The following is a 23261-nucleotide window of genomic DNA, read 5'->3' as shown; positions in this document are numbered from 1 at the left end:
TTTTACATTTGATTCAAACACCATCCATGCAAACCTTCACCACTTCGCAAAAAATCAAACACCTGCTCGGTTTTCCGGTTGTCGTGGCCGCGCTCGGCTATTTTGTCGACATTTACGACTTGTTGTTGTTCGGCATCGTACGCGTCCCGAGCCTTCGGGACATGAACCTCGATGTGGATGTCGCCGGGACGCTCATCATCAATTACCAGATGACGGGACTGCTTTTGGGCGGTATACTGTGGGGCGTTCTGGGCGACAAGAAAGGAAGATTGTCGGTGTTGTTCGGGTCGATCCTCGTGTATTCGCTGGCCAATATCGCTTGTGGTTTTTTGCCGCAAATCAACGTGGCCGATAAAGTTGCGTTGTATGCCGCATTGCGGTTTATCGCCGGCATCGGGCTCGCGGGCGAACTCGGCGCGGGTATCACGCTCGTTTCTGAAAGCTTGCCCAAGGAGTTGCGCGCCATCGGCACGTCGATTGTAGCAGGGTTTGGCTTGCTCGGCGCGGTGGTCGCACAGCTCACCGTAGAAATGGCAGGCGACTGGACCTATGCGTATTTCATCGGCGGCGGGCTGGGCTTGCTGTTGTTGCTCTTGCGTGTGGGCGTTCTCGAAAGCGGGATGTACAAAGAAATCGCACATACCGAAGTCGCCAAGGGCAATTTTGTATCGTTTTTTACCAACGGCGCGCGGTTGGTCAAATACCTCAAATGCATCGCCATTGGCCTGCCCACTTGGTTTTGCGTCGGGATTCTGGCGATGATGGGCAACCAGTTCGCACCCGTCTTTGGCATCGAGATCGAGCCCGGGAAAGCCATCATGTGGGCCTATGTCGGGATATCGGTCGGTGATTTCGCCAGCGGATTCTTGTCGCATGCCTTGCGGTCACGCAAAAAAGCGATCCTCTACATGATGTTGTTTACGATAGTCGGTATTGTACTGATGCTTTTTGGCGGCACGACCTCCGAAAACAGCTACTACTTTTTTTGCGCATGGCTCGGGCTCGGCACCGGCTATTGGGCGATGTTTGTCACGGTGGCGGCCGAACAATTCGGGACCAACATCCGCGCGACGGCCACAACCACGGTGCCCAACATGGTACGCGGACTCGTCCCGGTCATGTTACTTGGTTTCGATTTCTTTAAACCCGATTACGGCGTGATTGCGGCGGCGGTGATCGTGGGGGTGATCGTGTTTGCGTTGGGCATCTATTCGACGCTTACGGTGTCGGAAACGCACGGACGCGATCTGGACTTTACCGAATAGCCGTGTCTTAATTTCCCAATTAACGAATCGTTAACCCCGATGCATTTCGTCATTGCCTAAATTTAAGGTCCAACCAAAAATAAACCAATGATGAAAAAACTACTTCTCGCGGCGTTCGCGCTGCTATCTTATGGTGCGAACGCCCAATACACGACGCCCAATACCAACGTCAACTGGGGCCTCGACGATTTGATCATCAACGCACCCGCAGGCGTGATTGCACTGGTTGACGGTAATTATGTGTTGTCGCAAAATTTGACCATTGCCGTATCCGACACGCTTACAATCAACGAAAACGTCACCCTGCGCGTCGATCCGAACGTCGAGATCACCATCGCGGGTACGTTCAACGCCGATGCCGAGACGATCGTCATCACCTCGAGCGCCGATGCCCAACCTTTCGGGACGATACGTTTCGAAGAAAATTCGACGGGTTTCCTACGAAATGTCACGATCGATTTTGGCCGTGGGATTCGAGTAGCGACGGGCGATTTCGAGATGCAAAATTGCGCGATGTCTTACCACCAGGCCGGCACGACCACCTCGGCCACACTGACTTTTTCTACGGGCAATCCGCTCATCAACGGATCGACTTTTACCAACAACATGATCCCGGCTTTCGGTTCGGGCGCTAACATCGAGTCGGCGCCTACTTTGTCCAACAATTATCTCGAGAACAACAACACGGCCAACACCAACCGACCGCAAATCAACATGGGGCCAAGCGGCAACGACACGATCCGGATCGTGAACAACATCATCAAAGGCAACCCGTTGCTGACGCTGGTGGGCGGCATTTCGGCGTCGAGCCTGTTGGGCAACCAAAACAAAGTCATCATAGACGGCAATACGATTACCGACAACCGCTACGGCATAACGGTGGCGGGCGCGAATTCGTCGGGCTTTATCCGCAACAACACCATCGAAGACAACAATACGCAAAACATCCCGGCACAGGGCGGCAGCGGAATTTCGCTCAACGCCTCGGGCAACCCGACGATGAACATTATCGCAAGCGGCAACCAAATCAGACGCAATTTGTGGGGTATTACGGTCATCGGAAAGGCGCGCATCAACTTGGGCGACGGCACCGAGGAAAGCCCGGGCGGCAACGTGTTTGCCGAAAACGGCAACGGCGGCAATGTTTATGCACTGTTCAACAATACGCCGCATGCGATTTCGGCCATGAACAATTGTTGGATCGAGAACACGCCGCAAACCGAAACCGACATCGAAAACGTCATCAGCCATCAGGTAGACGACGCTTCGCTTGGCCTGGTGACCTTTACGCCTTTTGGCTGCGTACTGGGCACCGATGCTTTCGAAAAAACCTCGGTGGCGGTTTACCCCAATCCCAATTCGGGACGATTCACGGTGGCAACGGCCCGCGACGGACAAATCGAAATCTACAACCTGAGCGGACAATTGCTTTTTAGCAGGACGATCGACGCGGGCGAAAATACCATCGACCTGCCAACCGCCAGTGGCGTTTACCTGATCAAGACCCGCACGGCCGACGGTGTTTCGCACGACAAAATCGTCAAACGATGAGGCAGTTGATCGTAGAAGAATGGCTTTCGCTCGACGGTTATGCGACCGACCGCAACGGCACGACCGATTTTTTCCCGCCTGCCGACGACGCCAAAACGTTCGACACGCGACAGCTCGATTTCCTGGAAACGATTGACACCATGGTGCTCGGGAAAAACACTTACGAATTGTTCGCCGGCTACTGGCCAACCGCCGGCGACACCGAAATCATCGCCGACAAACTCAACGGACTTGAAAAAATCGTGTTCTCGCAAACGCTCAAAAAGGCGCCGTGGGGCAGTTTCCCTGATGCCGAAGTCATCTCGTCGGATGCCGTCGAAACGGTCAAGAAACTGAAACAGGTCGCGGGCAAGAACATCATCGTATGGGGCAGCCTGACGTTGGTCAAGGAACTGATCGACGCCGATTTGGTCGATTTGTACCGGATGCACATTTGCCCGACAGCCACGGGCGGGGGAAGGAAATTGTTCCCCGACTTCGATCGTTACAGGCGTTTCAAACTGGTGGGTTCGGAGGTCTTTGAAAGCGGCGTGGTGTCGGTGTATTTCAAGCCGAGAAAACAAGACCGTAATTAGGTTTCGTTTTCGGCGGTTAAAAAGTACATATTTTCTGTAATCGAATGACGAAAGAAAAACGTATTTTAGCTCTAGGGAAGGGGGCTATGAAGGTATCCCCAACGAAATTAAAAAATACCGCGCAAGTAGATTTTCTGTACATTTTGTTAAAGTTTTGCGCGGTGTAGCGCGGTGTCGAAAATAACATCGACAAGACTCCCAACACCACCAAAATGCACCCGTCACTTTTTGGAATTTCTTCGCCGCCAATACATCGCTCCCGCTAACATCGCTTTAACGAAATAAACCAAAACATTCCTTATCTTTGTCGGGCAAAATGCGCACTATGGAAACCGTTCTCGACAACCAACTGCCGATTTCCAAGCCCAAATGGCTCAAGGTAAAGCTGCCCATCGGACAGAAATACACCGAGCTGCGCGGCCTGGTCGACAAATACAAACTCAATACGATTTGCACCTCGGGAAGTTGCCCAAATATGGGTGAATGTTGGGGCGAAGGAACGGCAACGTTCATGATCCTCGGCAACGTGTGTACGCGTTCGTGCGGGTTTTGTGGTGTCAAAACCGGCAGGCCTGAAACCGTCGATTGGGACGAGCCCGAAAAAGTGGCGCGTTCGATCAAGATCATGAAAATCAAACATGCCGTGGTCACTTCGGTAGACCGCGACGACTTGAAAGACATGGGCTCGATCATCTGGATCGAAACCGTCAAAGCCATCCGACGCATGAATCCCGAAACGACTTTGGAAACGTTGATCCCTGATTTTCAAGGGAACGAGCGCAATTTGGACCGCATTGTCGAAGCCAACCCCGAAGTCGTGTCGCACAACATGGAAACCGTCCGCAGATTGACACGCGAAGTACGCATCCAAGCCAAGTACGACCGCAGCCTCGAAGTGTTGCGTTACCTCAAGGAAAAAGGCATCCGCCGCACCAAATCGGGCATCATGCTCGGGCTGGGCGAAACCGAAGAAGAAGTCATCCAAACCATGCGTGATTTGCGCGATGCCAACGTAGACGTCGTGACCATCGGCCAATACCTGCAACCCAGTAAAAAACACCTGCCCGTCAAGGAATTCATCACACCCGAGCAGTTCAAGAAATACGAAGACATCGGTAAGGAAATGGGGTTCCGTCACGTAGAAAGCGGCGCTTTGGTCAGAAGTTCTTACCATGCGCAAAAACACATTCTTTGATTATTTTAAATTATAAATTTTAAATTTTGAATTATGGGAGTTTCTCCATTTTTGGTGTATTGTTTTCATTTAAAATTTAAAATTCAAAATTTAAAATGATTCGCATCGCCATCAACGGATTCGGACGCATCGGACGCAACTTGTTCCGGTTGCTTTTGAATCATCCGCAAATCGAAGTGGTGGCCATCAACGACATCGCCGACAACCGCACGATGGCGCATCTGGTCAAATACGACTCGATCCACGGCGTACTCGATCTGGATTGTTCGTTTGACGAAAACGGCATCGTTGTGGGTGGTAAGCATTATCCGTTTTTCCACGAAAAAAACATCGCCAACATCAATTGGAAACAGTTCGACATCGACGTGGTTGTTGAATCGACGGGCAAATACAAAATGTTCGACGAGATCAACGCGCACATTGCGTCGGGCGCCAAAAAAGTCATCCTGTCGGCACCCGCCGAAGTCGACAACATCAAAACCATCGTGCTCGGCGTCAACGAACACATCCTCGACGGTTCGGAAACCATCATCTCGAACGCGAGCTGTACGACCAACAACGCGGCACCGATGATCAAGGTCATCCGTGATTTGTGCGGTATCGAACAGGCCTACATCACCACGGTGCACTCCTACACCACCGACCAGAGTTTGCACGACCAGCCGCACAAGGATTTGCGCAGGGCGCGTGGGGCGGCGCAGTCGATTGTTCCCACAACCACGGGCGCGGCCAAGGCGCTCACCAAAATTTTTCCCGAGTTCGAGGGTAAGATAGGTGGCGGCGGGATTCGTGTTCCGGTTCCAGACGGCTCGCTTACCGACATCACGTGTTATGTACAGCGCGATGTATCGATCGAAGAAATCAACCAGGCGTTCAAACAAGCCGCCAGTCAAGAACTCAAGGGGATTCTGGCCTATACCGAAGACCCGATCGTATCGGTAGATATTTTGGGCAACCGGAATTCGTGTTTGTTTGATGCGCAATTGACCTCGGCGATCGGTAAAATGGTCAAGGTAGTGGGGTGGTATGATAATGAGATTGGGTATTCTTCTAGGATTATCGATTTGATTGCATTGTCTGTCTGCAAAAAATAACGGTATTCTCAACCGTATTTTTCAATGGTTTGGATGAATCCAAACTACCTCAAGCCCACTGGGCGAACCGGATGTCTGCTAGACATCCTCCTCTATATATCATTTCCTCTATATATCATTCATCGCGAATTATCGACCTGATTGTATTCACGGTTAAAAAATAATTTCTATTTTTAACGCCCTGAATCACAAGCAAGCAAACATTAATGCGGAGGTTTTTAGTTTTTTTTCTTTTTCTGACTTCGATTGCACTCGCGCAGACCACCTCAAAAAACGAAGTGGACAGCGTGGATTATTACATAGAGCTGTCGAACTTCAACATGAAAACAAACAACTACAAGTTTTCGTTGACGTTTGCCCAGCGCGCGATTGACTACGCCAAAAAAGCGGGCGACGTGGCGGCTCAAGCCAATGCCTATGCTACATTGGGCGCCATTTACTTCGAACTCAAAAAATACGACGACGCCATCGAGGTGTACTACCGCAGCGTGTCGCTTTACAGCACGCTAAAACCGTCGGGCAACCAGGCTTTTTCGTACTATCGCCTTGGATTGTGCTACATGGAAAAGGGCGACTATTCTAAGGCCGATGTCAATTTCGACAAAGCCAAGACCATTTACCAAACCATCCGGATTCCGAACGCGATCGAACTACTGAACCTTCAAAAAGGCATCGTGTACAGCGCCAAGGGCGAATACAAATCGGCGATTCCTATTTTTAGCCAGATCATCGCCAAGCCCGATAGCGAAGACACCTTCAAAACCAAGGCCGAAGCGTTGTACCAGATTGGCAACATCGAAATGCACAACAACCGCAAAAACCTTGCGCTCAATTACCTCAACCGCGCCTACGAACTCAACGGACGCAACAAAAACATCGAGCAAAAAGCCAAGATTTTACTGTCGTTGAGCCAGGTGCACGAACGGTTGCTCGACGTGAACCGCGCCTATACCCTACTCAAAAAACACCTGCAACTCAAGGACAGCATCGCCTATTTGAACGCGCAAAAACTCGGATCTGAAGACTATGTGCAGTTCAAGGAAAGCGAGAAACTCAAGACCATCGAACAGATGGACAAGGAAAATAAAGAGCAGCAAAAAGCCAACAAAGTCGCCAAGTTGATCTCGATTTTGGCCATCGCGCTCATCTCGATCCTGTCGCTGTTGAGTTTGTCGTTGTACAAGAATAATATCATCAGGAACCAGTCGAACTTGTTGCTCAAGGAGAAAAACGCCGAACTACAGATTGCCAAGGAAAAAGCCGAAAAAGCGTCCAAGGCACGCGCCGAATTCCTCTCGACGGTAAGCCACGAATTGCGTACGCCGCTCAACGCCATCAACGGAATCACGCACCTGTTGCTCGAAGAAAACCCGAAGGAATCGCAAATGAACTACCTGACGTCGCTCAAATTCTCGGGCAACTATCTGCTGACGTTCATCAACGAAATCCTCGAGATCAACCGTATCGAATCGAGCGCGATAGAAACAGAGAACATCAATTTCAACCTCAAGTTGTTGTTGGGCAACATCCAGCAATCGCTCAAGGAATTGGCGTCGATCAACAACAACGCCTTTACGATCGAGATCGACCCGAACATCCCCGACTTCTTGATTGGCGACCCGACCAAGCTGTCGCAGATTTTCCTGAACCTGATCAACAACGCGCTCAAATTCACCAAGAACGGCGAAGTGCGCGTACTATTGACCACCAACGAAATCAACGAGGAATTCACTTCGATCCATTTCGAGGTGCTCGACACCGGCATCGGCATCCCCGAGGAAAAAATCGAAACCGTATTCGACAGTTTCGCGCAAGGTTCGATCGAGATCAACCGCAAATACGGCGGCACCGGGCTCGGGCTTACCATCGTCAAGAAATTGGTCGAGATCATGGGCGGCAAAATCAAACTCGAGAGCGTCGTGGGCAAAGGCTCGTCGTTTACGTTCGATTTGAGTTTCAAGATCGGCATCGATGCCGCGGCGCAGGAGAAAATGGCCTTTGATGTAGACGAATCGATCCTCGACGGCAAAAAAGTCCTGCTCATCGAAGACAACAAGATCAACCAGATGATCACCAAGAAAATGGTCGAAAACAAAGGCATGTTGTGCGAAGTGATCGACAACGGCGAAGATGCGATCGAAGCCGTCAAGAACAACGCCTACGACCTGGTTTTGATGGACGTGCACCTGCCCGGCATCAACGGGACCATCGCCACGCAAACCATCCGTACCTTCGACAAAAAAACGCGCATCATTGCACTCACGGCCATTTCGCTCAACGAAAACCGCGACATGCTGATGTCGTTCGGGATGAATGATGTGATCACCAAGCCGTTCGACCCCGCCGATTTTTACCGTATCATTTCGCAGAATTTGACGAAGTAGGAGCTTTTTCCCGCTGTACGTTGCAATCTTTTTGAACTTGCTGATCGCAAGTTCAAAAAGGATTTTCACTGCCATCGGGGCTATGCTGCCGCAGGCTTTCTTTTGTCTTGAAACAAAAGAAACAAAAATTCAAGGCCCGCAAATCCTAAACTCAAAAACTACGTCGGTTCTCGTTCCAAACCGCTAACCGCTCGTCGCTTGCTGGTCGCAGCGACTCGGCTCTACGTACCTGAAGCCCACTGGGCTTCCTCCTTTTAATTTCAAATGTTTATAATTTGATGGCCGCTGGCGCTCAAGGAGAGTGTCTATTTTATTTTTGGCTTGCCCGCTGCGCCAAAAATCCGCACGAGGAACGTTTGTTCAAAGTTGAACGGATCGTTTCGCTTACGCGCTTGTCGTGAAATGTCCTCCGCGGGGAAATTTGTTCTAGAACGACAATCTTCCCGGCGCGTTGAACGAACGTCTAAAGCGAAGAAAGAACTTTCTATTTACGACAAATTCTCTTCGTGAGGCCGCGCGCTTTGGTCGTGGCAGGCGGAGGGCCGAGCGTAAAGAAACAGTCCAGAGGACTGTTTTAGCGAAGGAGCCAGGAGGCGCGTTGGCCCGGCTTGAAGCTGGCGTTAAGAAACAAATGGTGTTTGAGCGAAGCGAGTTCATTTGTTTTAGCCGGCAAAAGCCAGCAGGTCGCCGAACGACCGCGCGCCAGGCATTTTTGCTACTTTTGTTGCCAGACAAACCGAGCTTGCGAGGTTCAGCGAACACCAAAACCAAATATTATTTTGGTGAGCTAAAAGTAGGCCCGCGGCAGCGAAAACACCTTAGAATTCCAAAACATCCAGTTTTGAAAATAGCTCTGGCGACGCAACGCGCCCTAGCCCCGATTGAAACGGAAATCCTTTTTAAAGCTTTTGCAAAAAGCTTTAAAAAGATTGCAGTGCAAAGCGGGAAACAGCTCCTAATACCGCTTAATCAACTCCGCAATGATCTTGCGAACTTTAGGTTCGGCAGTTTTCGCGGCTTCAAGCACTTCCTGGTGCGTAATGGTCCCGATGCTCGCCTCATCGCCCATATCGGTGATGACCGAAATTCCAAAGGTTTCGAGCTCCATGTGGCGCGCCACGATCACTTCGGGTACGGTAGACATGCCCACGCAGTCGCCGCCGAGCGCCTTGACCATACGGTATTCGGCCAGGGTTTCAAAAGTGGGGCCTTGCAGGCCAAGATAAACGCCTTGCTTGAGATCGATCCCGAACTCCCGGGCGATTTCTTTGGCGGTGTGGATCATCTGGCGGCTGTACGGTTCGCTCATGTTCACGAACCGCGGCCCGAACTGGCGCTCGTTCTTGCCGCGCAACGGGTGTTCGGGCATGAGATTGATGTGGTCTGTAATGGCCACAATCGACCCTACTTTGTAGTTGGGGTTGACGCCGCCCGACGCATTCGACACAATCAGTTTTTCGACGCCAAGGTATTTCATGACGCGCACGGGAAACGTGACCTGTTTCATGTCGTAGCCTTCGTAATAGTGGAAACGGCCTTGCATGGCGACGACTTTTTTGGCGCCGATGGTACCAAACACGAGCGCGCCCTTGTGTCCTTCGACCGTCGATACGGGAAAATTGGGAATCTGATCGTACGGCAAAGTATGCTCTATTTGTATGTCGTCGGTAAAACTGCCTAGCCCGGAGCCAAGGATGACGCCGTATTCGGGCTTGAAATTGATTTTGTCGTTGATGAACTTAACGGTTTGCTGTACGTGTTCCCACATAATTCTTGAGGATTTGGTCGAACGTCTCGCTTTGGGAAAGCAACACGGTCTTGATGGGTAGATAAAACAATTGGTCGGGTTTGACGCGGCCTTTGAGCCTTACATAGTCTTTTTCGGTCGTGATGATTTTGCGGTCGTGCACGTCGTGGACTATTTCGGCGATTTCTTTTTCGGAAAAATCGTGGTGGTCGGGAAATTGTTTGACGACGTCGGTGTCGGTCTTGAGGTGATCGAAAAAAGGTTTGGGCTTGGCGATTCCGGCCAGCAACAATTTTTGTTCGCCGCGGACTTCACTTACCGCGACCCGTGCGTTTTCGGAATAAACAAAATCGTCGTACGCGATGGCTGCAAAGAACAAAGCCTGGTGCGGCAACAAATTCAGCCTTTGCTCGATTTTCACGCGCTGGGCCAAAGGCAAATCGGGTGGGCATTTGGTGACCACAACCACATCGGCACGACGGGCACCGCTTGTGCTCTCGCGCAGGTTTCCGGTGGGCAGCATAAAATCGTCGGCATACAAATCGCCGTAGGCCGTCAGCAAAATATAGAATCCGGCCTTGACCTTGCGGTGTTGGTAGGCGTCGTCGAGCAAGATGACGCCCGGCTTGGGGTTTAGTTGCAGTAATTTTGCGATCCCGTTGCGCCTATCGGCATCGACGGCCACATGTACACCCGGAAATTTTTGATGGAACTGGTACGGTTCGTCGCCCAAACTGAACGCATTTGCATGCGCGTCGGCCAATACAAAACCTTTGGAAGTGCGTTTGTAGCCACGGCTCAACGTCGCAATTTGATGGTTTGCCGACAACAACCGGATCAGGTATTCGATCATCGGAGATTTGCCCGTACCGCCCACGCTCAGGTTTCCGACGGCAATCACGGGCAGGTCGTAGGACGTAGACGCGAGCAACCCGCGGTCGAACAAAAAGTTGCGGAATTGCGTCACCCAACCATACAAAATGGCCAACGGGAACAGTATTTTTCGCAACAAAACCATACTGCGAAAGTATAATATTTTATCTTTGAAGGAAAATAATTTGGCTGGTTTGAGAATACGCATCGGGATTTTGCTCTTTTTGTTTCCGCTGTTTTGTGTGGCGCAACACCGCGAAGATGCGGCCGTGTTGAAAACAATACTGCTGCGGTACTACAAAACCGAAAAGCCGGTGTACAAAAACCGCAGCCAGTTGCTTTACCTGTATTGCGAACGCGCCAACAACAACGAGGAATTGGTCGAAGCCATGCAAGGCACCAAGCTCCCACCCGACTTCAAGAAAGAGATCCGCGCCAAGATCAACGATGCCACGCCGTTGGATTGGCTCGCACAGCTCGAAGCGATTTATCCGACAGAACCGCTGCTCAAACAAAAAATCAGCCAATGCCTGACGCTCGAGAAATACCATGAGGTTTCGCGTCGGCTCAACCTGAACAACCAACGACTGATGATCATCAGCAAGCCGTTGTACCATTCCAAAAGTAATATCGCCTTGGTCAAGGTTACGTTTTACCGCAACATCGAGCACAACAACGGTGCGGTGCTGTTGCTCGAAAAAACCGGCGACAAATGGATCATCAAAGAATACCTGAACCAATGGGCCACTTAACACTATGAAAATTAAAGATTTTTTCCCGATTCTCGAAGAAATGGCGCCGCTGGCCTATGCCGAGGATTTCGACAATGTTGGGCTGCTCGTGGGCAATGCCGAAAACGAGGCCACGGGTATTTTGGTATGCCACGATGCGCTAGAAGCCGTGATCGACGAGGCCGTGGCCAAAAAATGCAACCTGGTGGTGTGTTTCCATCCGATTATTTTTTCGGGGCTCAAAAAAATCACAGGCAAAAACTATGTCGAGCGCGTGGTGCTCAAAGCCATCCAAAACAACATCGCGATTTATGCGGTGCATACGGCGCTCGACAACCACAAAGACGGCGTCAACAAAATTCTATGCGATGCGTTGGGGCTTGTGAACACCAAGATCCTGGTCCCTAAACAAAATTTCATCAAAAAACTAGTGACCTACACCGTACCCGAAAACGCCGAAAAACTGCGCAACGCCTTGTTCGACGCGGGCGCGGGCAACATAGGGAACTATGAGAACTGTAGTTTCAATTCGTCGGGCATCGGCACCTATATGGGCAACGAAAACAGCAATCCAGAGGTGGGCGAACGGTTCGAATTTGTACAGTCCGAGGAAATCAAGATCGAAGTCACGTTCGAAAAACACCGCGAAGCCAAAGTCCTGAAAGCGTTGTTCGCGAACCACCTTTACGAAGAAGTAGCGTATGAAATCTACGAATTGCAGAACGCGCACCAAAACATAGGCCTTGGCATGATGGGCGAATTCGAGACGGCGCTCAGCGAACGCGACTTGTTCCAAAAGCTCAAGGACAAGCTCGGTGCAGACGGCATACGACACTCGGCTTTACGCGAAAAAAACGTAAAGAAAGTAGCTGTTTTGGGCGGATCGGGGAGCTTTGCCATCCAGCACGCACTGGCCGCCGGAGCCGATGCGCTGGTGACGGCCGACCTCAAATACCACGACTTTTACCAAGCCGAAAACCGCATACTGTTGTGCGATGTCGGACATTTTGAAAGCGAGCGGTATACAAAAAATTACATTGCTGATTTTCTTATGAAAAAAATCACTAATTTTGCCATCATTTTATCGGAACAAAATACAAATCCAGTTAAGTACTTTTAATATATGGCTACGAATACCAAAGAATTGAGCGTGGAAGAGAAATTGAGAGCGTTGTATGACCTGCAATTGATCGACACCAGAATTGATGAAATCAGGAATGTAAGAGGTGAATTGCCGCTCGAAGTAGAGGATTTGGAAGACGAAGTGGCCGGACTCACTACCCGTACCGAAAAACTCAAGCAAGATTTGGACGTGATCGAAGACCAGATCAAAGCCAAGAAAAACGCAATCGAAGACCACCAAACGGCCATCAAAAAATACCAGAAACAACAAGAAAGCGTTCGCAACAACCGCGAATTCAACTCGTTGACCAAGGAAGTCGAATTCCAGGAACTCGAAATCCAATTGGCCGAAAAACAAATCAAGGAGATGAAGGCGTCGATGGAAAGCAAAAAGGAAATCATCGCCAGCTCAAAAGAAAAACTCGAAGCCAAGTCGAGCCACCTCAAACACAAAAAATCTGAATTGGCCGACATCATGGCCGAAACCGAAAAAGAGGAAGCGTTCCTGTCTGAGAAATCGGCCGAGTTCGAAGCCTTGATCGAAGCGCGTTTGCTTACCGCCTACAAACGCATCCGCAGCAGCGTACGCAACGGTTTGGCCGTCGTATCAATCGAACGCGGTGCGTCGGCAGGTTCGTTCTTTACGATTCCGCCGCAAACGCAGGTAGAGATTGCCGGCAGAAAGAAAATCATCACCGATGAACATTCGGGCCGTATCCTGGTCGATTCTTCGCTGGCCGAAGAGGAAAGAGAAAAAATGAAACAATTGTTTTCGCAATTCTAATACACAAGCCTCGTTCGCGGGGCTTTTTTTATGCGCAAGATCAAGATTTTCCTGCTCACCAAATCAATCGGATTGTATTTGAACATCCTGAGTTACGCGCGTCCGCAAAAGGCCAAACGGCTCGCCTACCAATTTTTCAGCCAGCCGCGCGAGGGCCGCTTGCACAAAGAGAAACTTCCCGAAGTGTTGCGCGAAACGCAGGCCGAAACCTTTGCCTATGACGGTCACCAGGTGCAATTTTACACCTGGAAAGGCAATACCCATGTGGTGTTACTCGTACACGGTTGGGAAAGCAATGCCGCGCGTTGGGAGCAACTGCTGCCCTACTTAAGACAATCGGGCAGTACCGTTGTAGCCGTCGATGCGCCTGCGCATGGGCTTTCGAGTGGCGTGGAGTTTACCGTACCGCGTTATGCCGAATTCATCGATGTGGCCGTCCAAAAATTCAAACCCGATGCACTGGTAGGCCATTCGATTGGCGGCGCGGCCTGCGTATACCACCAATACCGTTACCCCGACACCGGCGTGAGCAAGATGGTGCTTTTGGGTACGCCGTCGGATTTTCAAATTCTGGTGGACAACTTTGGCAAAATGTTGGGCCTGAACAACCGCATGATCCTGATGCTTGAGCAATATTTCACCGATAATTTCCAAATCAGGACACGCGATTTTACCGCCAGCATCTTTGGCGAGAAATTGCTTCTTGACGGCATCATCGCACACGATGTAAACGACGAGGTGGTCGCGTTTGCCGAAGCGAAAAAGATTGCCCAGTCCTGGAAGCAGGCCACGTTTATCGAAACCAAAGGCTTGGGCCATTCGATGCACGACGACGTATTGTATGGCAAGGTGCGGGATTTTTTGGCGAAAGATTAGGAGCCAGGAACCTGCTTTCCACTGCAATCTTTTGTTTCGTCCCGAAGTGTCGGGACTACACAAAAGGATTTCCGTTTCAATCAGGGCTAAAATTCCAAATTCCAATCGGAAATCAATTACCTTTGCCGTATGGAACAAGAACAAAAACGCCTCAACAAATACATAGGCGAAACCGGATTCTGCTCGCGCCGCGAAGCCGACGAATATATCGAACAGGGCCGCGTGACGGTCAACGGCGCGCCGGCCATCATGGGTATGAAGGTCTCGAACGACGACGAGGTGCGCATCGACGGTAAAATCGTGCGCGAAAAAAACGAAAAACCCGTCTATCTCGCGTTCAACAAGCCGCCCGGTATCGAATGTACGACCAACCTCGAAGTCAAGGACAACATTGTCGATTTCATCAACTATCCCAAAAGGATTTTTCCGATCGGCCGTCTCGACAAAGCATCCGAAGGGCTGATTTTCATGACCAACGACGGCGACATCGTCAACAAAATCCTTCGTGCGCGCAACAACCACGAAAAGGAATACACGGTCACGGTAGACAAACCCATCACCTCGCGTTTCATCGACCGGATGGGCAATGGCGTCCCGATTTTGGATACCGTCACGCGCAAATGCCATGTCGAACAAATCAGCAAATACACGTTCAAGATCATCCTCACGCAAGGGCTCAACCGACAAATCCGTCGCATGTGCGAATACTTGGGTTACGAGGTGACGCGGCTCATCCGCATCCGGATCATCAACATTTCGCTCGATTTGCCGCAAGGCCGCTGGCGCGATTTGACCGATGCCGAAATTGTAGAACTCAACCAACTCATCGAACCGTCGAGCAAGACCGAGGAAGCGAGTTTGCCGAAGGTTGAGAAAGAACCAAGAGTCAAGAGTCAAGAGTCAAGAAGCACCGAACGCAAGCCATTCCAGGGCGAAAAACGAAGCAACCGCGACCAGCCCAAACGCGAATCGGCAGAGAAAAAGCCGCGTTGGAACGTCGAATTCGTCCAGCGTGAAGACACCAAAACCATGCGCGACGAAAAACCGGCAAGCGATGAAAAACCAACCGCCAAGAAGCGCAACGTAGAATTCGTCAAAAAAGAAGATTCCAAAATCATCGATAAGAAACCTTTCGAAAAACCGTCCGAAAAGCCGGCCAACGAAACGCTGTCGGACCAGCCCAAAACCGGCAAACGGTGGAACGTGCAGGTCATTTCGAAGGACGATCCCACCTACCGCAAAAAAGGTGAATACTAAAACAAAAAAGCCCAGGATTCGGGGCTTTTTTTATGATAAGGCTTTGCGTTGTTCCCTTGCCAACAGCGTGTTCTTGAGCAACATCGCAATCGTCATCGGCCCCACGCCACCCGGAACCGGCGTAATGTAGGACGCTTTTTTGCTGACGTTTTCGAAATCGACATCGCCCGTGATGATGTAACCTTTCTCGCTGTCCTTGTCCTCTACCCGCGTGATGCCCACGTCTATGACCACGGCATCGTCCTTGATCATTTCGGCTTTGAGGTAATTCGGTACGCCCAACGCGGTGATGATGATATCGGCCTGGGTCGTGATCTGCGAGATGTTTTTGGTGTAACTGTGCGTAAGGGTCACGGTCGAATTGCCCGGAAAACCTTTGCGTCCCATCAAAATACTCATCGGGCGACCGACGATGTGGCTACGCCCAATAACGACCGTATGTTTACCCTTGGTTTCGACGTTGTAACGCTCGAGTAATTCCAAGATCCCGAACGGCGTCGCCGGAATAAACGTACTCATGTCAAGCGCCATCTTTCCAAAATTCTCGGGATGGAAACCGTCTACGTCCTTGCTCGGGTCGATGGCCATTAGCACTTTTTGCGTGTCGATTTGCTTGGGGAGCGGCAACTGGACTATGAATCCGTCAATGTTATTGTCTTCGTTGAGCTGTTTGATTTTCTTCAAGAGTTCGGTTTCCGACGTCGTGCTCGGCATCTTGACCAAAGTCGATTCGAACCCGACGCGCTCACACGCCTTGACCTTACTGCCCACATAAGTCAAGCTGGCGCCGTCGTTCCCCACGATGACCGCGGCCAAATGCGGGACTTTCTCACCGCGCGCCTTCATCCCGGCGACTTCGGCTGCGATTTCGTTCTTGATGTTTTCTGAAGTTTGTTTTCCGTCTAGTAGTTGCATTGCGAATTTGAAAATTTGAAAATTTGAAAATTTGAAAATGGAAAAATCGGTTTAGAAAAATGACTAGTATTTGATACGAACTTCATTAGGAACCGAAATCTTGACACTTGCAGCAAAGCAATTTTCAAATTTTCAAATTTCCAAATTTTCAAATTACTATCTCATTCCCTTCATGCCGCCCATCATTTTCATGAGGTTTTTGCCGCCCGGACCTTGCATCATCTTCATCATTTTGCTCATTTGGTCGAATTGCTTCATGAGCTGGTTGACTTGTTCGATTTTGGTGCCTGATCCTTTGGCGATGCGGTTTTTGCGTTTGACATCGATGATCGACGGTTTGCTGCGCTCCTTTGGGGTCATCGAATGGATGATGGCCTCGATGTGCTTGAACGCGTCGTCTTCGATCTCGACATCCTTCATCGCTTTCGAAGCACCCGGGATCATGCCGACGAGGTCTTTCATGTTGCCCATTTTCTTGACCTGCTGGATTTGCGTCAGGAAATCGTCGAATCCGAATTCGTTCTTGGCAATCTTCTTTTGCAATTTGCGCGCTTCCTCTTCGTCGAACTGCTCTTGGGCGCGTTCTACGAGCGACACGACGTCGCCCATGCCGAGGATTCTTTCGGCCATACGCGACGGATAAAACACGTCGATGGCTTCCATCTTTTCGCCCGTTCCGACAAATTTGATCGGTTTGTTGACCACCGATTTGATCGACAATGCCGCACCACCGCGCGTATCGCCGTCGAGTTTGGTCAGGATCACACCGTCAAAATCGAGTCGGTCGTTGAACGCCTTGGCCGTGTTCACCGCGTCCTGCCCTGTCATCGAATCGACCACGAACAACGTTTCCTGCGGTTGGATCGCCTTGTGTACGTTGGCGATTTCGTTCATCATTTCCTCGTCTACAGCCAAACGACCCGCCGTATCGACGATGACCACGTTAAAGCCGTTCGATTTGGCGTGCTTGATCGCGTTTTCGGCGATGCTCACCGGATTGTTGTTGTCGCGCTCCGAATACACCTCTACGCCAATTTGCCCGCCCACGACGTGCAACTGGTCGATGGCCGCCGGACGGTAGACGTCACAGGCCACGAGCAATGGTTTTTTATTTTTCTTGGTCTTGAGATAATGGGCGAGCTTGCCCGAGAACGTCGTTTTACCCGAGCCTTGCAGACCCGACATCAAGATGACGGTGGGATGCCCCGAAAGGTTGATTCCGGCAACGTCGCCACCCATGAGTTCGGTGAGTTCGTCCTTGACCAACTTCACGAGCAATTGTCCCGGTTGCAACGTAGTCAATACGTTCTGGCCGATAGCCTTGTCCTTGACGCGCGTGGTAAAATCCTTGGCGATCTTAAAGTTGACGTCGGCATCCAAAAGCGCACGACGCACTTCCTTGAGGGTTTCGGCCACGTTGACCTCGGTGATCTTGCCGTGCCCTTTGAGTATGTGGAACGCCTTGTCGAGCTTGTCGCTTAAATTATCAAACATCGTGATTCAGTTTTGTGAAGCTGCAAATATAACACAAATCGGGTAAGGTATCAAGTGCGATTTTGGCCAATCCGAATAAAAAAACCGGCCTCTCACAAGACCGGCTTTTTTGGGTATATAACTTAACTACTAACTCTAATCCATGCAGGTGTTGGCATCGCCGTCCATGCTGAACAACGTGTCTATTTCCTGCTGATTCAACGCGCGCTTGTACATGCGGATGTCGTCGAGGTAACCCCTGAAATTTTGACCCAAAACGCCACCGCCCAACATACTGCCCGAAAATTCGACCATGGCGGTTGTACTTTGCAACACGCCGTCGCGGTACAGGTAAAGCGTTTCGCCGTTGTACACCACAACCAGATGGTGCCATTGGTTGAGCTCGCCGAGCATGCCGCCCTGCACCCAACCCGTATCGTAAAGCGGTGTCGACAGACCGGTGGCCAGCACAAAAGGGCTTCGGATTTCCTGGTTGAATTGGTTGCCCAGCGACAATTCGAATTGTTCGTTCACCAAAAGCCGTTCAAAGTCGAACACCTGCGGATTTTGCCTGTTGAACCACAAACTGATCGTGAATCCATCGGACTGAAGCCAATTGTTTTGCGCCGTCGCGTTGATCTGCAACGTATTGGTACCTGCCGATAAAAACGAAAAAGCCGCATTGGGATTGCCGCTGCGGTCGGCAACGAACCCAACGCCTTGGTCGGGCACAACCGGTGTAGAAAACCCGGTCAAATCGGCTACTTCATTGGCAAACGGGATGTACAGGATCAAATCGTTGTCGATTAAAATGCCTTGGTTATCACACGAGGAACATTGGTCGCCAAACGTATCGATAAAACTCTGCAGCGCCGCATTGTTGGTGATTTGTTGTGTAAAACCTTCGCCCTCGACCAAGGTAATCGGATAGTTGATCTGGTAAAATTGTTCAGACGTCAAATTCTCGAAAAACGCCAACAGTACCGACCCGTCCGAAATATTCATGATTTGCGGCGTTTGCGACACCGGATCGTACAGCGAAATCGAAAACGGATAGCCCGCATTGATGCATTTGATGGGTGTCATCGACGCATCTGTCGGGCACTGTTGCCGCAATTGGTCGAGTTGGTCGTCGGATGAAACCGTCAACTGGTTGCCGTTGTCATAGGTAATCGTAATCGGATATTGGAATGCGATAGGATCCGGATGGTTGCCCGGCACGGCCAGCAAATCGGCCACTTCGCGGTAGTCTTCGGGTTGTTCGATCAGCATCGATGTTCCATTGACGGCGACCTGTACGGGCAATTTTACCTTAAAACAACTGGCGCTGTCCACCACATTGTCGTTGGGCGCGATTGCCAGTGCCACGCGGTGCAATTTGTTCGAGAGCGGCGCGGCTTTGTCCAGCGCCTGATCGCTGACGTAGCTCGACCGCGATTCGTCCTGGCATGAAAACAAGACGGCCACGACCGAACACACGAGCACCCACTTGAGTTTACTGATCATTTATCGGTTTATTTGGATTGTAACAAGCCACGGCGGGATTACCCTACCGCATCTTTGTTTTTTTTTACGTTAAATCTGATATTTCTAATTTTGAATGTAAAAATAACGTTTTTGTCTTATCTTGCCAACGCCAAATCCCCTTTCAAACCCGATGGACGAAAAAGCCCCGCACGGCATTTGTGAAGAACGTACTTTCGCTTCTTTTTTCAAGACCCATGCGAAAACGCTGACCAATTATTTGTACTACAAATTCGGCAACGCCGAGATGGCGAACGATGTCGCACAGGATGCCTTTGTCAAATTGTGGGAGAATTGCGCAAACGTACCGCCCGAAAAAGCCAAATCGTTTTTGTATACCGTGGCCAACAATGCTTCGCTCAACCAGCTGGCACACCAAAAAGTCGTGCTCAAGTATGCGCAAAGGGCCGGCGCCGAAAGCAATGCGCCCGAACGACCCGACTTTGTTTTAGAGGAAGAACAATTCAAGAAAAAACTGCAGTCGGCCATCGACCGGCTGTCTGAAGGACAACGCACCGCCTTTTTGCTCAACCGCATCGACGGTAAAAAATACAACGAAATAGCCGACATGCTCGGCATCAGCGTCAAGGCCGTAGAGAAGCGCATCAGCGGCGCGCTCGTATCGCTGCGCAAAGAAATCGGCAACATCTAGTAGGGTATTGTGGCCGCAAACTGTTTTAACGACAAATGCAAAGAAAATCAACATGAAAGAACACGATTTAGCGAAATGGCTCGAAGGCAAAATGAGCGTGCAGGAGCGCGAAGCCTTTGAACGTACCCCTGAATTCAGGGACTACGATCGCATCCGTCGATACAGCGCCGAGCTCCAAGGCCCTGATTTCGATACCGAAGTGTTGTATCAGAACGTGATCGATACCCCAAAAACAAAAGTCATCCCTATCCGAAAATCGCGGCCGTGGCTGCGCATTGCGGCCGTTGCCGTCATCGCGCTCGGGCTGTTGTTTACCGTGAACCGTTTCACGCCAAAAACGCAGACCGCCGCCAACGGCACGACGCATATTTTTCAGTTGCCCGATGATTCGCAGGTAACGCTCAATGCGGGCTCGGAAATCCGATACAAGCGTTGGAACTGGGACAACAACCGCTCGCTTGAACTCGATGGCGAAGCGTATTTTAAGGTCACCAAAGGCAAGACATTCGATGTACATACCGATTGGGGCACCGTTACCGTGGTGGGTACGCAATTCAATGTCAAGGCGCGCGGCGACCGTTTCGAGGTGGCGTGTTACGAAGGAAAAGTACGCGTGCAAACCAATGATCGGGCGGTGTTGCTTACACCGGGACTTTCGGTGGCGTTCGAACAAGGCAAATCTGTTGCGGCCATTCCGGCGCAAGGTGGACCGTCTTGGATGCAGCACCAGCTGACCTTCCAGGCCGAAAGTTTGCAAGCCGTCGCGGCAGAGCTCGAAAGACAGTACAACATTGCTATCGACTTGCAACAGGTTGGTTCGCAAGAGAAATTTACGGGTACGGTTCCGGCCGACAATCTCGATGTGGCACTCCAGATCATCAGCGCAGCTTACCATGTACAATACCAAAAAACAAAGAATAGTGTAACGTTGACCAAAAAATGAGGCACCTGACAGCCAAATCCTTATGGATGGTATGGTTCTTATTGTTTTCGGCGATGGCCTTCTGCCAAGAAAAGCTACCGTTGAAATCGGTTTTTACGGCCTTAGAGCAACAGCACAACATCAAATTCAACTACACCGAAGAGACCATTTCGGGATACAAGGTCACCCCGCCCAACGCGGCTTGGAGCCTCCAAAAACAACTCGAATCGATCCAATCGCAGGCGCCTTTTGGGTTTGAAATCATCGGTAATTATGTGGTCGTGACGGCGCCGGTTGAGCCCGCCGCGACCGACAATCCGATGACGTACGATCTCAACGAGGTGGTGATCGAAAACTTCCTGACTTCGGGCATCTCGAAAAAAAAATACGGCAATTTCGAAATCAAACCCGAAAAATTCGGCATCCTGCCTGGGCTGACCGAACCCGATGTGTTGCAAACCATGCAGCAAATCCCGGGCATCTACAGCGTAGACGAAAGCATCTCGAACCTCAACATCCGCGGCGGTACACACGACCAGAACCTGTTTTTGTGGAACGGGATCCGGATGTTCCAGACCGGGCATTTTTACGGACTCATTTCGGCGTTCAATCCGATGCTGGCGCAAACCATATCGGTCTATAAAAACGGGACGCCCGTTTCCTATGGCGAAAATGTATCGGGCGTGGCCGACATTTCTTCGCGCGAAAGCAACATAGCACCGTCCAAATTTGGTATCGGCGCCAACCTGATCAGTATCGACGGTTTCGCGAAAGTCAAAATGTCTGAAAAAGCCGCGGTCACCGTATCGGGCCGTCGCTCGTACACCGAATGGGCCAACACGCCCACCTATCAATCCTACTACAACCGCATGTTCCAGAACACCATCGTCACACGGCTCGACAACAACCAAATCGTCGACTACCGAACGGGCGAGAACTTCTTCTTTTATGACTTTACGGCGCAATACCACCAGAAAATTGGCGATAAGCACGAGTTTTTCGTAGACGGCATCGGCATCAAGAACGAACTAGACATCCGCCAAAACGCAACGGTAGACGGTACCGCAAGTTCTAAACTGAGCTCGCTCGAGCAGCAAAGCCTGGGCGCAAGTTTGCAATGGCGCACGGTTTGGAACGCCGATCATTCGACGCGCATCAATGGCTATGTGTCGTCGTACGACCTTGACGCGGTGAACGAATCGGTCGAGAACAACCAGGTGTTGCAACAGCAAAACGAAGTGTCCGACATGGGGCTGGCCATCGAGCACAAACAACAAGTCAACGCCGAAGTGGGCGCCAGATACGGCTACCAATTCAACGAAATGGCCATCACCAATACCGATTACATCAACACGCCAAGGCTCGCGCGCGAGGTCACCGAACTCATGCGTACGCACGCGGGTACGGCCGAGATCGAATATGCGCCTGCCGACAAAAGCATGCTCGTGAAAGGCGGCCTCAGGATCAATTATTTCGAGCAACTCGACCAGGTGGTGGTGGAACCGCGGCTGCAGTTCAGCTATACGTTGACGCCAACGTTAAAGGTCGAAATCCTCGGCGAACAAAAAAGCCAGACCATATCGCAAACCATCGACTTGCAGCGCGACTTTTTGGGCATCGAAAAAAGGCGGTGGACGCTGGCCGACGCCGAGACGCCTTTGCAAAAAAGCGGGCAGTTGTCGATTGGCTTGTCTTTCCAGAACCCACGCTGGATGATCTCTTTTGACAATTTCTACAAGCGCGTGACGGGCATCTCGAGCCAAGCACAGGCGTTCCAGAACCAATTGGAGATGATTTCGATCAAGGGCAATTATACCGTGGGCGGGAGCGAGTTGCTCGTACGCCACAATTGGGAGCGTTTCTACGGATGGGTGAGCTACAGTTTGAACCGCAACGAATACCACTTTGACAACTTTGACCCCGAAATGTTCCCGAGCAATTTCGAGGTCGAGCACAGCGTATCGGCCGCCGCGGTCTACGACCAAAAAAAGTTCAAGGTGGCGTTGGGCGGCAAGTGGAACTCAGGCCGTCCGACGACCGTACCGGCCAGCTTCGACGAAGGGGCAATCAACTACGGCGACCCCAACGGCCGGGCCTTGGGCGCGTACCTGCAAATCAACCTCTCGGCGTCTTACAGTTGGGAAATCGGGAAAACGCGCATCCAGGCCAATGCCGCGGTGCTGAATTTGTTGGATCGCGACAACGTGCTTAACCGCTACTACCGCGTCAACACGCTGACCAACGAGATCGAACGCGTGAATACCTATGCGATGCAGCGTACGCCGAACTTGAGCGTGCGGTGGTATTTTTGAATTGTTGGA

Annotated in this window: 18 protein-coding genes and 1 pseudogene; 14 read left to right on the top strand and 5 right to left on the bottom strand. The window is 50.9% G+C overall.

Going from position 1 to position 23261, the window contains the following annotated elements; translation table 11 throughout:
• Positions 1 to 26 precede the first annotated feature (26 nt).
• The 6 genes from BLP55_RS06850 to BLP55_RS06825 all read left to right on the top strand — a co-directional run bounded on the left by BLP55_RS06850 (position 27) and on the right by BLP55_RS06825 (position 8064).
• Positions 27 to 1265 carry an MFS transporter gene (locus BLP55_RS06850; RefSeq protein WP_091141583.1) on the top strand — a complete coding sequence of 413 codons (1239 nt, stop codon included), beginning with the start codon at positions 27 to 29 and terminating at the stop codon, positions 1263 to 1265.
• 90 nt (positions 1266 to 1355) lie between these two features.
• Complete coding sequence (locus BLP55_RS06845; protein ID WP_170826809.1) at positions 1356 to 2816, top strand: T9SS type A sorting domain-containing protein; 1461 nt, start codon at positions 1356 to 1358, stop codon at positions 2814 to 2816.
• A complete protein-coding gene (locus BLP55_RS06840; RefSeq protein ID WP_091141581.1) occupies positions 2813 to 3391 on the top strand; it encodes a dihydrofolate reductase family protein in 579 nt (192 codons plus the stop codon). The genes BLP55_RS06845 and BLP55_RS06840 overlap by 4 nt, the downstream gene beginning before the upstream one ends.
• A 325-nt stretch (positions 3392 to 3716) precedes the next feature.
• On the top strand, positions 3717 to 4586 hold the full coding sequence (gene lipA / locus BLP55_RS06835; RefSeq protein ID WP_091141580.1) for a lipoyl synthase: 870 nt from the start codon (positions 3717 to 3719) through the stop codon (positions 4584 to 4586).
• 95 nt (positions 4587 to 4681) lie between these two features.
• Entirely contained in the window at positions 4682 to 5680 is a 999-nt protein-coding gene (gene gap, locus BLP55_RS06830; protein ID WP_091141579.1) for a type I glyceraldehyde-3-phosphate dehydrogenase, read from the top strand.
• A 287-nt stretch (positions 5681 to 5967) separates the two neighbouring features.
• Positions 5968 to 8064 carry an ATP-binding protein gene (locus tag BLP55_RS06825; protein WP_244503432.1) on the top strand — a complete coding sequence of 699 codons (2097 nt, stop codon included), beginning with the start codon at positions 5968 to 5970 and terminating at the stop codon, positions 8062 to 8064.
• Between the two features lie 955 nt (positions 8065 to 9019).
• Here the strand turns inward: BLP55_RS06825 and BLP55_RS06820 are convergent.
• Together BLP55_RS06820 and lpxK are read right to left on the bottom strand one after the other, a co-directional pair.
• A complete protein-coding gene (locus BLP55_RS06820) occupies positions 9020 to 9832 on the bottom strand; it encodes a purine-nucleoside phosphorylase (protein WP_091141577.1) in 813 nt (270 codons plus the stop codon).
• Entirely contained in the window at positions 9804 to 10829 is a 1026-nt protein-coding gene (gene lpxK, locus BLP55_RS06815; protein ID WP_091141576.1) for a tetraacyldisaccharide 4'-kinase, read from the bottom strand. The genes BLP55_RS06820 and lpxK overlap by 29 nt, the downstream gene beginning before the upstream one ends.
• A gap of 49 nt (positions 10830 to 10878) precedes the next feature.
• Between lpxK and BLP55_RS06810 the strand changes: the two genes are divergently transcribed.
• The 5 genes and pseudogenes from BLP55_RS06810 to rluF all read left to right on the top strand — a co-directional run.
• The gene (locus BLP55_RS06810; protein ID WP_139149620.1) at positions 10879 to 11436 is read left to right on the top strand and encodes a hypothetical protein; all 558 of its coding nucleotides are present in this window, start codon (positions 10879 to 10881) and stop codon (positions 11434 to 11436) included.
• Between the two features lie 4 nt (positions 11437 to 11440).
• Positions 11441 to 12535, top strand: coding sequence for a Nif3-like dinuclear metal center hexameric protein (locus BLP55_RS06805; protein WP_091141574.1), 1095 nt, complete (start codon positions 11441 to 11443; stop codon positions 12533 to 12535).
• A 3-nt stretch (positions 12536 to 12538) separates the two neighbouring features.
• Positions 12539 to 13321, top strand: coding sequence for a zinc ribbon domain-containing protein (locus tag BLP55_RS06800; RefSeq protein ID WP_091141573.1), 783 nt, complete (start codon positions 12539 to 12541; stop codon positions 13319 to 13321).
• A gap of 30 nt (positions 13322 to 13351) precedes the next feature.
• Positions 13352 to 14197 carry an alpha/beta fold hydrolase gene (locus BLP55_RS06795; RefSeq protein ID WP_091141572.1) on the top strand — a complete coding sequence of 282 codons (846 nt, stop codon included), beginning with the start codon at positions 13352 to 13354 and terminating at the stop codon, positions 14195 to 14197.
• Between the two features lie 129 nt (positions 14198 to 14326).
• Positions 14327 to 15124, top strand: a pseudogene (rluF, locus tag BLP55_RS06790) (23S rRNA pseudouridine(2604) synthase RluF); the annotation flags it as partial.
• Positions 15125 to 15484: 360 nt separating this feature from the next.
• Here the strand turns inward: rluF and BLP55_RS06785 are convergent.
• The 3 genes from BLP55_RS06785 to BLP55_RS06775 all read right to left on the bottom strand — a co-directional run bounded on the left by BLP55_RS06785 (position 15485) and on the right by BLP55_RS06775 (position 19348).
• On the bottom strand, positions 15485 to 16369 hold the full coding sequence (locus BLP55_RS06785) for a bifunctional 5,10-methylenetetrahydrofolate dehydrogenase/5,10-methenyltetrahydrofolate cyclohydrolase (protein WP_091141570.1): 885 nt from the start codon (positions 16367 to 16369) through the stop codon (positions 15485 to 15487).
• Positions 16370 to 16525: 156 nt separating this feature from the next.
• A complete protein-coding gene (ffh, locus tag BLP55_RS06780; protein WP_091141569.1) occupies positions 16526 to 17863 on the bottom strand; it encodes a signal recognition particle protein in 1338 nt (445 codons plus the stop codon).
• Positions 17864 to 17998: 135 nt separating this feature from the next.
• Entirely contained in the window at positions 17999 to 19348 is a 1350-nt protein-coding gene (locus BLP55_RS06775; protein WP_091141568.1) for a LamG domain-containing protein, read from the bottom strand.
• 151 nt (positions 19349 to 19499) lie between these two features.
• Between BLP55_RS06775 and BLP55_RS06770 the strand changes: the two genes are divergently transcribed.
• From BLP55_RS06770 to BLP55_RS06760, 3 genes are read left to right on the top strand one after another with little or no spacing between them, the layout of a single operon-like run.
• The gene (locus tag BLP55_RS06770) at positions 19500 to 20018 is read left to right on the top strand and encodes an RNA polymerase sigma factor (protein ID WP_091141567.1); all 519 of its coding nucleotides are present in this window, start codon (positions 19500 to 19502) and stop codon (positions 20016 to 20018) included.
• Between the two features lie 52 nt (positions 20019 to 20070).
• The gene (locus BLP55_RS06765) at positions 20071 to 20961 is read left to right on the top strand and encodes a FecR domain-containing protein (protein ID WP_091141566.1); all 891 of its coding nucleotides are present in this window, start codon (positions 20071 to 20073) and stop codon (positions 20959 to 20961) included.
• A complete protein-coding gene (locus BLP55_RS06760; protein ID WP_091141565.1) occupies positions 20958 to 23252 on the top strand; it encodes a TonB-dependent receptor plug domain-containing protein in 2295 nt (764 codons plus the stop codon). The genes BLP55_RS06765 and BLP55_RS06760 overlap by 4 nt, the downstream gene beginning before the upstream one ends.
• Positions 23253 to 23261 lie beyond the last annotated feature (9 nt).

Source organism: Flavobacterium caeni (assembly GCF_900101895.1).
Classification (GTDB): domain Bacteria; phylum Bacteroidota; class Bacteroidia; order Flavobacteriales; family Flavobacteriaceae; genus Flavobacterium; species Flavobacterium caeni.
The sequence above is the reverse complement of the archived record's forward strand: the minus strand, read 5'-3'. Positions and strand labels throughout refer to the sequence as shown.

Coding starts and splice junctions, on each gene's coding strand:
- BLP55_RS06770 (WP_091141567.1), top strand. CDS start 19,500: ATGGACGAAAAAGCCCCGCACGGCATTTGTGAAGAACGTACTTTCGCT.
- BLP55_RS06845 (WP_170826809.1), top strand. CDS start 1,356: ATGAAAAAACTACTTCTCGCGGCGTTCGCGCTGCTATCTTATGGTGCG.
- gap (WP_091141579.1), top strand. CDS start 4,682: ATGATTCGCATCGCCATCAACGGATTCGGACGCATCGGACGCAACTTG.
- BLP55_RS06795 (WP_091141572.1), top strand. CDS start 13,352: ATGCGCAAGATCAAGATTTTCCTGCTCACCAAATCAATCGGATTGTAT.
- ffh (WP_091141569.1), bottom strand. CDS start 17,863: ATGTTTGATAATTTAAGCGACAAGCTCGACAAGGCGTTCCACATACTC.
- BLP55_RS06805 (WP_091141574.1), top strand. CDS start 11,441: ATGAAAATTAAAGATTTTTTCCCGATTCTCGAAGAAATGGCGCCGCTG.
- BLP55_RS06765 (WP_091141566.1), top strand. CDS start 20,071: ATGAAAGAACACGATTTAGCGAAATGGCTCGAAGGCAAAATGAGCGTG.
- BLP55_RS06760 (WP_091141565.1), top strand. CDS start 20,958: ATGAGGCACCTGACAGCCAAATCCTTATGGATGGTATGGTTCTTATTG.
- BLP55_RS06850 (WP_091141583.1), top strand. CDS start 27: ATGCAAACCTTCACCACTTCGCAAAAAATCAAACACCTGCTCGGTTTT.
- lpxK (WP_091141576.1), bottom strand. CDS start 10,829: ATGGTTTTGTTGCGAAAAATACTGTTCCCGTTGGCCATTTTGTATGGT.
- BLP55_RS06800 (WP_091141573.1), top strand. CDS start 12,539: ATGGCTACGAATACCAAAGAATTGAGCGTGGAAGAGAAATTGAGAGCG.
- BLP55_RS06820 (WP_091141577.1), bottom strand. CDS start 9,832: ATGTGGGAACACGTACAGCAAACCGTTAAGTTCATCAACGACAAAATC.
- BLP55_RS06785 (WP_091141570.1), bottom strand. CDS start 16,369: ATGCAACTACTAGACGGAAAACAAACTTCAGAAAACATCAAGAACGAA.
- lipA (WP_091141580.1), top strand. CDS start 3,717: ATGGAAACCGTTCTCGACAACCAACTGCCGATTTCCAAGCCCAAATGG.
- BLP55_RS06840 (WP_091141581.1), top strand. CDS start 2,813: ATGAGGCAGTTGATCGTAGAAGAATGGCTTTCGCTCGACGGTTATGCG.
- BLP55_RS06775 (WP_091141568.1), bottom strand. CDS start 19,348: ATGATCAGTAAACTCAAGTGGGTGCTCGTGTGTTCGGTCGTGGCCGTC.